Genomic DNA, 12,741 nt, shown 5'->3' with positions numbered 1-12,741 from the left:
CGACAGACCCCGCCAACGATTCGACTTCTGCACCCCAAATGAGATGATCAGAACCTTCCTGTTGCGATAACCGCTAGAAACCGCCCCCTCAAAACAACCACAACTGCCAGTCAGTTGGGGAGGGTGACGCAGGCTGGGGGTCACGCGGGCCGCTGCGAGCGCAACACCTCCAGGCGCTGCCGGAATTCGGTTTCGTCGATTTCCCCACGGGCATACCGCTCACGCAGCACACCCTCCGCGCCCTGGGTCGCGACCCAGTTGTGGTTGCGGCGCCATGCCCGGCGGCCCACGAAGATGAACAGGAAAATCACGAGGATCCAGAACAGCGGGAAGATCAGGAAGAACGGCCAGTAGGCGCCGTCACCCCATGGACCATGCGCGACGACGGTGGCCGGCACGTGTGCCAAGGCTCCCCCGAGCGTGGTCTCCCCGACGAGTGAAGTCAATGCGGTGAACATGTCAGTGATCCAAACTCTCTGCGCCGGTGCCCGGCGCGAACCGTCTTTCGGCTCTGGTTCGAGTCTTCCGTTCAGCGGCCGGTGGGGCGTCCGCCGTCGGGAGTCACCTTGGTGGCCGGCCGTACACCGCAGGGAGTCGGCTCAGGTGCTCCATCCGGGCTTTACAAGCCCTGACTCATACGCGAGGACCACCAATTGAGAGCGGTCCCTGACCATGAGCTTGGTCATGATCCGGGAAACGTGCGTCTTGGCAGTCAATGGCGTGATGAACAGCCGCCCGGCGATCTCCGCGTTGTTCAGCCCCTCACCCACCAGCGCCAGGACCTCGCGTTCCCGCTCCGTGACCTGGTCCAGCTTGGGCAACTCTCCCGCAGCCCGGCTGTGCGATGCCAACTGGGCCATGATCCGCCGCGTCACCGAGGGCGAGAGGAGGGCATCGCCGTCGTGCACCACGCGGACGGCGCGGATCAGTTCGGCAGGCTCGGTGTCCTTCACCAGGAAGCCGGCAGCACCTGCGCGGACGGCCTCGGCGATGTATTCGTCAAGTTCGAACGTGGTGAGGATGATGATCCGCGTGCCGGAGAGTGCCGGGTTGGCGAGGATGCGGCGGGTGGCGGTGAGGCCGTCGTCGTCCGGCATCCGGATATCCATGAGGACCACGTCCGGCTTGTCTCGTGCCGCCAACCGTGCGGCGTCCTTTCCCGTGCCGGCCTCGGCCACCACCTCCATGTCCGGTTCGGCGTCCAGGAGCGCACGGAAGCCTGCCCTGATGAGGGTTTGGTCATCGGCGAGGAGGATGCGGATCACGGCTGGCCGCCTTCTGCGGGCAGGGGCAGGAGCGCATGCACGCGCAACCCGGGCGTCAGTTCGTAGAGGGTGACCGTGCCACCCAGGGCCGCCGCTCTCTCCCGCATCCCCGTGAGCCCGTTTCCGGGGACGGAGAGGCCCATGCCCGCGCCGTCGTCGTCAATCTGCACGGTGAGCACGGCGCCTTCGGTGCCCTTCCGGACCAGCAAACGCACGACGGCGGACTGGGCACCTGAGTGCCTGCCCACATTGGTGAGGGCCTCCTGGATGATCCGGTAGGCCGCTTCCTGCTGGGCGGGACCGATGGCGGAATGGTCTGATTCGTCGTCCAGCCGCACCTGCAGCCCACCCAACTCCGCCCGCTGGACCACCTCGGAAACGCGGTCCAACGTGGTCGCCGCCGCAGGCTCAAAAGGCACGTCCTCGCGCAGCACACCCAGGAGTTGCCGGACCTCGGTCAGGGACTCCTTGCTGGCGGTCTTGATGGCTTCCAAAGCAGGCCTAAGCTTCGAGGGATCCTCCGTGCCCAGGTGCAGGGCCACGGAGGCCTGGACGTTGATCATGGACAGCGAGTGCGCCACGACGTCGTGGATGTCGCGGGCGAGGGTCAGGCGGTAATTGTCCCGTTCGGCCTTGGCCGCGGCCTCGCGCCGCCGCCGGTACTCGGCAAAGCGTTCGCTGCGCCGCCGGATGCCCTGCCCCAGGATCACCAGGATCGCGGCCCACGCCACGCCTGCCGAGGCGCGGAAAGGCCACCCATCGTCGCCGGCCATCACGGCTCCGGCCACCACGGCGGCGGCAGCAAGCCCGGCTCCCAACCATGCCTGCCAGCGCAGGCCTGCAGCGGCGGTCAGCACAATGGCAAGAGCCAGCGAGAGCACGATCGGACCCCATGCGTAGCCCCAGGCGAGGTACATGCCTGTGGCCACGAGCGCCAGCGGCAACATCAGCTCCGGGGAACGCCTGCGGAAAGCCAAACCCGCCGGGCCCACCAGGAGGAGCAGGATGCCGAACACGTCAAGCGGCCTGCCCGCCTCCTGGTGGCTCGCGGAAAACAGCGTGCCCACCACCTGGATGACGGCGACCGTGATGACGATGAAACTGGTGGGTGGGCCGTTGAAACGGCGTGGAGGTCCCTCGGAAAGTAAGGGGCCTTGATTAAGGCGCATACATCGAGAGTAGACGGACGTAGGACAAAGGGCGTCCTCGTAACGGAGCAAGACGCCTACTCCCGGAGGAGTAGGCGTCTTGTTAGCGTCTTGTTAGCGTTTTCTCAGGCGATACCGGCTTGGCGCTCGGCGCTCTCCACCACGTTGGCCAGGAGCATCGCGCGGGTCATCGGACCCACGCCGCCCGGGTTCGGGGACAGCCAGGCGGCGACGTCGGCCGCTGCCGGGTCCACGTCTCCGGTGACCACAGCCTTGCCGTTCCCGTCGTCCACGCGGCTGACGCCGACGTCGAGCACGATTGCGCCAGGCTTGAGGTCTTCGGCCTTGATCATGTGCGGCACGCCGGCAGCGGCGATCACGACGTCGGCCTGCCGGAGTTCGGCGGGCAGGTCAACCGTTCCCGTGTGCGCCAGGATTACCGTGGCGTTGACTTCCTTGCGGGTGAGCAGGAGGCCGATGGGGCGGCCAATGGTGACACCACGACCAACCACCAGGACGCGCTTGCCCTTGAGTTCGATGCCGTGGCGGCGGAGCAGCTCCACACAGCCCTTCGGCGTGCAGGGAAGCGGCGACGTCATCTCGCCGTTCACGTTGGCCACCAGGCGGCCGAGGTTCATGGGGTGCAGGCCGTCAGCGTCCTTGTCCGGGTCCATCGCTTCCAGGATGACGTCCTGGTCGATGTGCTTGGGCAGGGGAAGCTGGACGATGTAACCCGTGCACTCCGGGTTTTCGTTGAGCTCCCGGACAACCTTCAGGAGGTCTTCCTGGCTGATGTCCTCGGGCAGGTCGCGGCGGATGGACTGGATGCCCACCTCGGCGCAGTCCTTGTGCTTCCCGCCGACGTACCAGGTGCTTCCAGGATCGGAGCCCACCAGGATGGTGCCGAGGCCGGGAACGATGCCCTTGCCGGCGAGGACGGAAACGCGTTCGGTCAGTTCGGCCTTGATGGCAGCGGCGGTGGCCTTGCCGTCAAGGATCTGTGCGGTGGACTGTGTCATTCCGCGGGTTACCACTGCTCGTGCTGCGGGTACAGCGGGAAGTCGGCAGCGAGCTTGTCGACGCGGGCCTGGAGGGCTTCCACGTTGGTGGCGGAGCCGGACTTCAGCGCCGTTGCGATGATGTCCGCAACCTCCGTGAACTCAGCGGCACCAAATCCGCGGGTAGCCAGGGCAGGCGTACCGATGCGGAGGCCGGAGGTGACCATCGGCGGGCGGGGGTCGAACGGAACGGCGTTGCGGTTCACGGTGATGCCCACGGAGTGCAGGAGGTCTTCGGCCTGCTGGCCGTCCAGCTGCGAGTTGCGCAGGTCCACGAGGACCAGGTGGACGTCGGTGCCGCCGGTGAGGACGGACACGCCGGCCTCGGCAACGTCGGACTGGTTGAGGCGGTCAGCGATGATCGTGGCACCCTCGAGGACGCGCTCCTGGCGCTCCTTGAATTCGTCGCTGCCGGCGATCTTGAAGGCAACGGCCTTGGCGGCAATGACGTGCATGAGCGGGCCGCCCTGCTGGCCCGGGAAGACGTTGGAGTTGATCTTCTTGCCGTACTGTTCCTTGGCCAGGATCACGCCGGAACGCGGGCCTGCCAGGGTCTTGTGCACCGTAGAGGTCACGACGTCGGAGTGCGGCACCGGGCTCGGGTGCAGGCCCGCTGCGACGAGGCCGGCGAAGTGGGCCATATCCGTCCAGAGCAGCGCACCAACCTCGTCAGCGATGGAGCGGAAGGCTGCGAAGTCCAGGTGGCGCGGGTAGGCGGACCACCCGGCGATGATGACCTGCGGCTTCTCGGCGATGGCCTGCTCGCGGAGCTTGTCCATGTCCACGCGGAAGGAGTCTTCTTCAACCTGGTAGGCCGCAACCTGGTACAGCTTGCCGGAGAAGTTGAGCTTCATGCCGTGGGTCAGGTGCCCACCGTGCGCCAGGGAGAGGCCCAGGATCTTGTCGCCCGGGGTGATCATGGCGGACAACGCTGCGGCGTTGGCCTGTGCACCGGAGTGCGGCTGGACGTTGGCGTACTCGGCGCCGAAAAGTGCCTTGACCCGGTCGATGGCGAGCTGCTCAGCGACGTCCACGTATTCGCAGCCACCGTAGTAGCGCTTGCCCGGGTAGCCTTCGGCGTACTTGTTGGTCAGGACGGAGCCCTGGGCTTCCATGACTGCGCGGGGGGCGAAGTTCTCGGAGGCGATCATTTCCAGGGTGCCGCGCTGGCGGCCAAGCTCCTGGTCGAGGACTGCTGCGATCTCGGGATCGAGTTCGGCGAGCGACTGGTTGCTGACAGACGCTGAAGTGGTGGTAGTCACGGAGATCTCCTGGCTAGGGAATGGGTGGTGCTACAGGTCAGGCTACCGGCAGCGGCATTGCCTCGTCCCCTCCGTTACGGGAGGCATAGGTCACGTGCTGCAGCGGTAAGACATGACCCTCGGCCCAGGCGTACGATCCGTGGTCTTCGTGATTGCCGCTCCCTGGTGGTAGTCCACCCAACGCCAGTCGCGACCCGTTAACAGTACAACAACGCCGCACAGGTAGGCTTGGTCATGTGACTGACTCCGCATTTGTTGTGACCCTTTCCTGCCCTGACCGCCCCGGCATTGTCCATGCCGTCGCCGGAGCCCTTCTTGACGCAGGTTGCAACATCGCCGATTCGCAGCAGTACGGAAGCCCCAGCACAGGCAACTTCTTCATGCGGGTGGAGGCAACGACGTCGAGCCCCCAGGCGGAACTGGCCGCCGCGCTGCGGCCAGTCGCAGAATCCTTCGGCATGACCTGGCAGATCAACCCCGTAGGCGAAAAGGTCCGGACCATCATCATGTGTTCCAAGGACGCGCACTGCCTCAACGACCTCCTGTTCCAGCAGCGTGCCGGCACCCTGCCCATCGAGGTTCCGGCCATTGTGTCCAACCACCGGGACCTGGAGTCGTTGGCGGAGTTCTACGGCATCCCCTTCCACCACATCCCGGTCACCGCTGAAACCAAGCCGCAGGCCGAGGCGGAGCTCCTGAAGCTGATCGCCGGGCACGATATTGAGCTGACAGTGCTGGCCCGCTACATGCAGGTGCTCTCCAACGATCTCTGCAGGGAACTGAACGGCCGGGCCATCAACATCCACCACTCGTTCCTTCCGTCCTTCAAGGGCGCCAAGCCGTACCACCAGGCACACGCACGCGGCGTGAAGCTGATCGGCGCCACGGCCCACTACGTCACTGCGGACCTGGACGAGGGACCCATCATCGAGCAGGAAGTCATCCGGGTGGACCACGCCCGGACGGCCGCCCAGTTCGTGCAGATGGGACGCGACGTGGAGGGCCGCACCCTGACCCAGGCCGTCCAGTGGCATGCCGAGCACCGGGTGCTCTTGGATGGCACGCGGACCGTGGTGTTCAACTAAATTCCTACCCAACTAGATCGCATTTGTGCGCGTTTTGAGCCCTCAAAACGCGCACAAATGCGACCCAGTTGGGAACTAAGCTGGGGTCATGGCTCCCTCTTACACTTTCGCCGGGGACACCCCGGCCATCCATGACACGGCCTTCGTGGCGCCCACGGCTTCAATCATTGGCAAGGCCACGCTGGCCGAGGATTCCAGCGCCTTCTACGGCGTCTCCGTCCGGGCGGACACAGCGGCCATCAAGGTGGGCGCAGGTTCCAACCTCCAGGACAACGTGGTCCTGCACGCCGACCCCGGGTTCCCCTGCACTGTGGGCGAGCGCGTCTCCGTGGGCCACAGCGCCGTAGTGCACGGTTGCACTGTGGAGGACGACTGCCTCATCGGCATGAGCGCCACCATCCTCAACGGAGCCGTGATCGGCTCGGGTTCCCTCATCGCCGCCGGAGCCGTGGTCCTTGAGGGCACGGTGATTCCGCCGCGTTCCCTGGTTGCGGGTGTGCCGGCCAAGGTGCGGCGGGAGCTTACGGATGAGGAGTTTGAGGGTGTGAAGCACAACGCAGCCCACTACAAGGAACTCGCTGCCGTGCACCGGGAAATGCACGGCGCTTAGAGCAAAGATGCGGGGCCCGCTCGACGCGCTAAACGAGCGATTTAGCGCGGAGAGCAGGCCCCGCAACGTCCTTAATCGAGGGATACCGGGCCGAGCTCGTCGAGCAGCTCACCCGGACCCGGGTTGCCGGCCGCGGAGGAACCGCCGAGGTGGTTCACCACGCCCCACACAGCGTTCAGTCCGGTGGTCACAGCACCCTCGGCCCAGCCGGCGGTGAAGGACACGTCGTCCCCCGCCAGGAAAATGCCGCGCTGGCTCTCCGGCAGTTTGTCCTGCTTGAAGTGCGTGAACAGCCGCTGCTGGTACCGGTAGTGTCCGGGCAGGTTGGCTTTGAAGGCACCCATGAAGTTCGGGTCCGCTTCCCAGGAAACCGTGATCGGCTGGCCCACGATGTGACTGGCAATATCCACGCCCGGGTAGATCTGTTCCAGGGAGTGCAGCATGAGCTTCACCCGTTCTTCGGCGCTGAGGGCGAGCCATTTCAGGGCGTCATCGTTCCATGTGTAGGACAGGAGGATGACCGCGGGCTTGTCCGGGCCGTCGTCGAGCAGGTACGTGGCGCGGTTGAGGCGGTCGGTGAGCGTCATGGACAACACTTCGCGGCCGGTTTCCGGATCGATGTCCTTCCAGAACGGACGGTCCACCATCACGAACGTCTTGGACGACTGCATGTAATGCGAGCGTTCGATTGCCGTCCACAGCTCCGACGGGAACAGTGCCTCTTCGGTGTGGATCCGGGTAGACAGCAGCCACGACTGGCACGTGGTCACTACGGCTGGATAGGTTGCTTCGCGGCCCCAGCTCTCCCGGACCACCAGGTCACCGTTGTCCGCCCGGCGGATGTTGTCCACGGCACCGCGCGGCGAACCCGAGTGCAGCGACGCCAGGGAGGTGCCTTCCGGCCAGTGCTTAATGCCCGACGGCGCGTGGTTCCACAGTGCCTCGGGGAGCCGTTGGGCTCCTCCCGCAATGAGGCGGTGCTGGTCATCTGCGTCCGTATAGACGACGCGAAGGATTTCGAGGATGGAGTTGGGGAAGTCGGTGTCCCAGCCGCCCGTGCCGAAACCGACCTGCCCAAACGCCTCACGATGCGCGAAGCCTGCGTCCTTGAAGGACTTGCTCGCCGCGATGAAGCCGTAGAAGGTCTGCTCGTCCAACTGGGGCAGGAGCTCGTTCCAGAGTTCCTTGATGCGCTTGGTATCGCGGGCCTTGATGGCGTCCTGCATCTCGGTGAAGGCGGCGCCGTCCTTAATGGCGTCCTTCCAGGCATCTGCAACTTCGTGGAAGAAAGCCGGAAGGTCCTCGGGCGTCGTGGCGTAGTGCTTCTTCCCGGCCAACTCGATCACCGTGCTGGAGGTGACGGGAGCCAACGGGTTGGGGAAGTCCTGGGTTTCCAGTCCCAGGAGGTCCACGTAGTGGTAGAAGGCCTTGCCGGAAACAGGGAACCGCATGCCGCCGAGGTCTGCCACCACGCCGGGGGCTGAGGGGAAGCTCGCGGTCCGGAGGCGGCCACCGATCTGGTCGGCCTCGTAGATGACCGGCTTCAGGCCGAGCTTCATGAGTTCGTAGGCGGTGACCAGTCCGGAGAGGCCTGCGCCGATCACGGCCACCTCGGTTCCGAGGCGTTCTTCGGGGACCGAGCCCAGACCTTCGGGATGTGCCAGGTAATGGTCGTAGCTGAACGGGAAGTCCGGGTTCAGCATGGTGATGGGAGCCTCCGCCGGGATGACGGCGGACGGGTCGGTGGGTAGTTCTGTGGCGATGGTCATGCGTTGTCTGCTTTCACAGGTTCCGGGCTCACGGCCCTGGTGGTCAGTTCACGGTAGTCCTGCTCGCTGAGCGCGGCTACCTTGGAGTTCCGGCGTCCATAGCCGAAGTAGATGGCGATGCCCACGAGCATCCACATGCCGAAGACCATCCAGGTATCGGCACCGAGGTTGGCCATGAGGTAGGCGCACATGAGGGTGCCCAGCACTGGCGTGATCGGGTACAGCGGAACCCGGAAGCTTCGCTTCAAATCCGGACGGTTGCGGCGCAGATAGATCACGGCGACGTTCACCAGCGCGAAGGCAAACAGCGTGCCGATGCTGGTAGCGTCCGCCAACGCACCCAGTGGAACCAAGCCGGCGGTCAGCGCGACGGCGGTACCCACGATCAGCGTCCCGGCCACCGGAGTGCCGGTGCGGCGGGAGACGCGGCCGAACACTTTGGGCACCATGCCGTCGCGTGACATCGAGAGCAGGATGCGCGTCTGGCCGTAGAGGACAGTCAACACGATGCTGGCGATGGCAAGCACTGCCCCAACGGAGAAGACCAGTGCAATCCAAGGCTGCCCGGTAATTTCGTGCAGGATCTGCACCAAAGCAGCCTCGGTGCCGTCGAACCAACTCCAGGGGCGTGCCCCGATCGCGGCGACAGCAACCAGCACGTAGATGCTGGTGACGATCACCATGGACAGCATGATGGCCCGGGGAAGGTCCCGCTTCGGGTTGCGTGCCTCTTCGCCGGCCGTAGAGGCAGCGTCGAAGCCGATATAGGAGAAGAAGACACTGGATGCGGCGGCGGAGACACCGGCTGCGCCCATAGGGAGGAGGGGCTCGAAGTTTCCGGCATTGAAGGCCGTGAAGGCCACGGCGCAGAAGAACAACAGGATGCCCACCTTGATGATGACCACGGCCGTGTTGATCCAAGCGCTTTCACGGGCTCCGCGAACCAGGAGGACCATGGCCAGCACCACGATCACCATCGCTGGAACGTTCACCACTCCCCCGTCACCCGGCGGCTGGCTCATGGCATCCGGCAGTACCTGCCCGAATGCAGCGAGCGTCTCATTGACGTACTGGCCTGCGCCCACGGCCACTGCGGCCACGGACACGGCGTACTCGAGCACCAGGCACCAGCCGCAGATCCATGCCATCCCCTCGCCCATCGTGGCGTAGGAATAGGAGTAACTGGAGCCCGCAACGGGAACCAACCCCGCCATCTCGGCGTAGGAGACTGCGGAGAACAACGCCGCCAGGCCAGCAATGACGAAGGAGATCCAGATGGCGGGGCCGGCCAGCGGCACGGATTCGCCCAGGATCACCAGGATGCCCGTGCCGAGCGTGGCCCCGACGCTGATCATGGTCAGTTGCAGGACACCAAAGCTGCGGACCAGGGGCGTGCCACCTTCGCTGCTTCCGGCTTCGCTGACCATCTGGGTAATGGGCTTGCGGCGCAGCAACTGGGCTCCGAGGCCAGGCCGGGCCAGGCTCGCCGGAGTCGGGTCTTGGGTATTCACAGGCACAGTCACCGTTGACGTCCCTTCTGAGTAGTTGGTCGGTTTCCCCGCTTCAAGACTGTCATGTGAGCCACCTCTCAAGCTGGTGCAAAATGACCTATAGTGTTCATCCATGAGACGTAATGCACATCAATCATCGCCCACTCCGGCGGTCCTTTCCGGCCAGGTCACCGTCGATCTGTCTGCGATTTCAGACAACATCAAAGTCCTGAAGAAGCGCACTGAAGCGCCGTCGTTCATGGCCGTAGTCAAGGGCAATGCCTACGGCCACGGCCTCGTGGAGGTGGCCCGCACGGCGGTCGAAGCAGGAGCCAACTGGCTCGGCACGGCCCAGCTGTCCGAAGCCATTTCACTGCGCCAAGCAGGAATCACGGCCCCGATTCTGTCCTGGCTCTATCTGGCATCCCAGACCAGCGCCACCATCCTCGAAGCACTCGAAAACGACATCGACGTGTCCCTGGGAAGCGTCCATCAGCTGGAGGTGCTGGAAGGCATCGCCGGCCGCTTGGGCCGTCCCGCCGTCGTACATCTGGAACTCGACAGCGGCCTCAGCCGCGGCGGCGCGCGCAAGGAGGATTGGCCCGAACTGGTGGCCCGGGCACGTCAGGCAGAGCTCGATGGCACACTGCGGGTCCGTGGCATCTGGACCCATCTGGCTTGGGCGGATGTCCCCGCGCACCCGGGCAATGCGGCCGCCGTCTCGGAGTTCGAGGACGCCGTCCAGCAGGCACGGGACGCGGGACTCTCCCCCGAACTAAGGCACGTTTCCAGCTCCGCCAACATCCTGGACCGGCCCGAATTCCACTTCGATATGGTCCGTGCAGGCTTGGCGATCTACGGCTTGGCCCCCGCCGACCACCTGGATCCAGCGGATTTCGGGCTGCGACCCGCCCTGAGTGCCACCGCGCCATTGGTCATGGTCAAGAAAGTTCCGGCTGGTACGGGCGTCAGCTACGAACACCAGGCCATCACCTACGAGCCCCGTTACCTTGGCCTCATCCCGCTCGGCTACGCGGATGGCATCCCGAAAGGCATCACCGGGCGTTCCGTGGTAAACATCGCAGGGCGTCGTGTTCCCGTGATCGGCAAGGTCTGCATGGACCAGTTCATGGTGGACCTCGGCCCTGACGCCACGGGCATCGACGTCGGCGACACCGCTGTACTGTTCGGCGATCCGGCCAGCGGGGCCGCGAGTGCCGACGACTGGGGAGCCGCGATAGGCAGCCACGGCGACGAGATCATCAACCGGATCGCGCCCCGCCTCCCCCGCGCTTATCAGATGAGCGCTTTCGAATGCCCCGACTACCAGGAGCCGGCAGACGCCGGGCAGGGCCATGTTGCCTGAGCCCGCGAGCGCCCGCCTGAGTTTCGTCACGCTTGAGCAGTTCCTGGAGCAGCTGCCGCCGGAGTTGAAGACACTTCACGACGGCGGCAGCGGCGCCACCCTGCTGCGATGGGTGGAGCCGAGTGAGCTTGAGGATCCAACTCCCTATCTGCCGGAGGGCGAATTCCTGCTCACCGCCGGGTTGCCCTTCCTGGGGAAGGGTGGCTCGGCGGCGAAGGTGGACGCCTACGTTCGGCGGCTGGTGGGAGCCAAGGTTGCTGCGCTGGGCTTTGGTATCAAGCCCTATTTCGACGCCGTTCCCGATGTCCTGCTTGACGCTTGCCGGACGCACAACCTCACGTTGTTCGAAGTCCCGGAGTCCCTGCCGTTCGCCGCGATCGGGCTGTCCTTTTCGCAGCTCCTTGAAACGGACAACGCCCGGGTCTTCCGGCAACTTGCCGACACCAACCGGCAACTCATGCGGGCCGTGCTCTCCCCCAGGCCGGAGCACGAACTGCTCGCGGCGTTGGTCCAGCGGGTTCCCGTGTGGGCGGTCCTTGTGGGTGCGGACGGGCGGGTCCGCGCCCGCGGCAACAGCGCCGGCGGCAGCACCGGCGTCGAGCATTCCTTGCTGGCACCCATGCTGGAACGGTTGCTGTCCGGCAGCGGGCCGCGGGTGGAAATGGATGGGTTTGAGGAAGCGGGGTCCGCGCTGGTGTTCGGCCATCCGCTGCGGAGTACGAAGGATGCGAACCTCGGCGCGCTGATCCTGGGTTCGGATGTGCCGCTGACGCCTGCGCAGAACAACGTGGTGCAGTCGGCGGTGGGATTGTTGGAGCTGTTGGTGCGGCAGCGGACCAGCGGATCCTTGGCACCGAGCCAGCTGGCAACCGCCATGCTGCTCCATCCCGAGTCCTTGGCTTCGGGCGGGACCAAGCACGTGAACGGTTTGAAGGATCTGCTGGCCCAAAGCCTCTCCTCCACGCGATCCGGCCAGATGCGGGTGGTCCAAGGCATCAAAGTCGATGGCTCCGTGGACGATGGGCCCGTGCGGGAAGTGCTGCAGTGGCGTCGGCTGTTCGACACCAAGCTCGTGGAAATCACGGACTACGGGTTCGCCGCCATCACCCGTCTGCGCGTGGACGACCCGCTGCTCGCCGATGTGGAGAAACTCGGCTGGCGCCTGGTGATCGGCGAACCTACCGAGCTCAACGGGCTGGCCGCAGCCTACCAACGAGTCAGCACTCTCCGCGCACGCGTGCTTTCAACGGGCGTCAGCGCACGCGTGGATGAGGTGACGTGGTCTGTGACAGGGCTGCTTGGCAGGGACGCCGGGACCATGCTGGCGTCACGCGTCCTGGCTCCCTTGCTGGCCTTGGAACCGGAACGTCGCGATCCCCTGCTGTCGGTGCTGCGCGGTTGGCTCACCGAGAACGGCAGCTGGGACGCCTCAGCCAAACTGCTCGGCCTGCACCGGAACAGCGTGCGGCGGCAGGTGGGTGTTGTTGGGGAACTGCTGGACATGGACCTCAACGCAGCACAGATTCGCGCGGAGCTGTGGATCGCGTTGCAGTATGTGGATTCGCTGGTTGACTGAGGCTCGATGGGCACCACCTAGTGTCGCGTGTCTGAAGTAGTTAAGCGGTTGGCTTTGGCGAGGATTTGTTCTGGGGTTTTGGTCCAGATGAAGGGGTGGGACCGGTCGTTCC

Annotated in this window: 11 protein-coding genes; 4 read left to right on the top strand and 7 right to left on the bottom strand. The window is 65.2% G+C overall.

Annotated features, from left to right (window positions below):
* Positions 1–140: 140 nt before the first annotated feature.
* From ACIQTZ_RS23655 to glyA, 5 genes are all read right to left on the bottom strand, one after another.
* On the bottom strand, positions 141–458 hold the full coding sequence (locus tag ACIQTZ_RS23655) for an SHOCT domain-containing protein (RefSeq protein WP_402947063.1): 318 nt from the start codon (positions 456–458) through the stop codon (positions 141–143).
* Positions 459–599: 141 nt separating this feature from the next.
* Positions 600–1,265 (bottom strand): response regulator, encoded by a 666-nt coding sequence (locus tag ACIQTZ_RS23650; RefSeq protein WP_402984744.1) that lies wholly within the window; start codon positions 1,263–1,265, stop codon positions 600–602.
* Positions 1,262–2,434 (bottom strand): sensor histidine kinase, encoded by a 1,173-nt coding sequence (locus ACIQTZ_RS23645; protein ID WP_402984742.1) that lies wholly within the window; start codon positions 2,432–2,434, stop codon positions 1,262–1,264. The genes ACIQTZ_RS23650 and ACIQTZ_RS23645 overlap by 4 nt, the downstream gene beginning before the upstream one ends.
* A 104-nt stretch (positions 2,435–2,538) precedes the next feature.
* On the bottom strand, positions 2,539–3,432 hold the full coding sequence (locus ACIQTZ_RS23640) for a bifunctional methylenetetrahydrofolate dehydrogenase/methenyltetrahydrofolate cyclohydrolase (protein ID WP_402984740.1): 894 nt from the start codon (positions 3,430–3,432) through the stop codon (positions 2,539–2,541).
* Between the two features lie 8 nt (positions 3,433–3,440).
* Positions 3,441–4,733, bottom strand: a complete 1,293-nt coding sequence (gene glyA / locus ACIQTZ_RS23635) for a serine hydroxymethyltransferase (protein ID WP_402984737.1) — start codon at positions 4,731–4,733, stop codon at positions 3,441–3,443.
* 236 nt (positions 4,734–4,969) lie between these two features.
* Here glyA and purU point away from each other — a divergent pair, with 236 nt between their 5' ends.
* Together purU and ACIQTZ_RS23625 are read left to right on the top strand one after the other, a co-directional pair.
* Entirely contained in the window at positions 4,970–5,818 is an 849-nt protein-coding gene (gene purU / locus ACIQTZ_RS23630) for a formyltetrahydrofolate deformylase (RefSeq protein WP_402947073.1), read from the top strand.
* A gap of 88 nt (positions 5,819–5,906) precedes the next feature.
* Positions 5,907–6,428, top strand: a complete 522-nt coding sequence (locus ACIQTZ_RS23625; protein ID WP_402984734.1) for a gamma carbonic anhydrase family protein — start codon at positions 5,907–5,909, stop codon at positions 6,426–6,428.
* Between the two features lie 71 nt (positions 6,429–6,499).
* Here ACIQTZ_RS23625 and ACIQTZ_RS23620 read toward each other — a convergent pair whose 3' ends face one another.
* Together ACIQTZ_RS23620 and ACIQTZ_RS23615 are read right to left on the bottom strand one after the other, a co-directional pair.
* Positions 6,500–8,197, bottom strand: coding sequence for a flavin monoamine oxidase family protein (locus ACIQTZ_RS23620; protein WP_402984731.1), 1,698 nt, complete (start codon positions 8,195–8,197; stop codon positions 6,500–6,502).
* Entirely contained in the window at positions 8,194–9,624 is a 1,431-nt protein-coding gene (locus ACIQTZ_RS23615) for an amino acid permease (protein ID WP_402984746.1), read from the bottom strand. Before ACIQTZ_RS23615 ends, ACIQTZ_RS23620 begins: the two co-directional genes overlap by 4 nt.
* Before the next feature lie 196 nt (positions 9,625–9,820).
* Between ACIQTZ_RS23615 and alr the strand changes: the two genes are divergently transcribed.
* Both alr and ACIQTZ_RS23605 read left to right on the top strand, forming a co-directional pair.
* Positions 9,821–11,053 (top strand): alanine racemase, encoded by a 1,233-nt coding sequence (gene alr / locus ACIQTZ_RS23610; protein WP_402984728.1) that lies wholly within the window; start codon positions 9,821–9,823, stop codon positions 11,051–11,053.
* On the top strand, positions 11,043–12,629 hold the full coding sequence (locus ACIQTZ_RS23605; RefSeq protein ID WP_402984725.1) for a PucR family transcriptional regulator: 1,587 nt from the start codon (positions 11,043–11,045) through the stop codon (positions 12,627–12,629). The genes alr and ACIQTZ_RS23605 overlap by 11 nt, the downstream gene beginning before the upstream one ends.
* The last annotated feature ends 112 nt before the right edge of the window (positions 12,630–12,741 follow it).

The organism is Paenarthrobacter sp. NPDC090520 (assembly GCF_044769205.1).
GTDB lineage: Bacteria > Actinomycetota > Actinomycetes > Actinomycetales > Micrococcaceae > Arthrobacter.
Note: the sequence above shows the minus strand (reverse complement) of the source record. Positions and strands in the feature narration are given on the sequence as shown.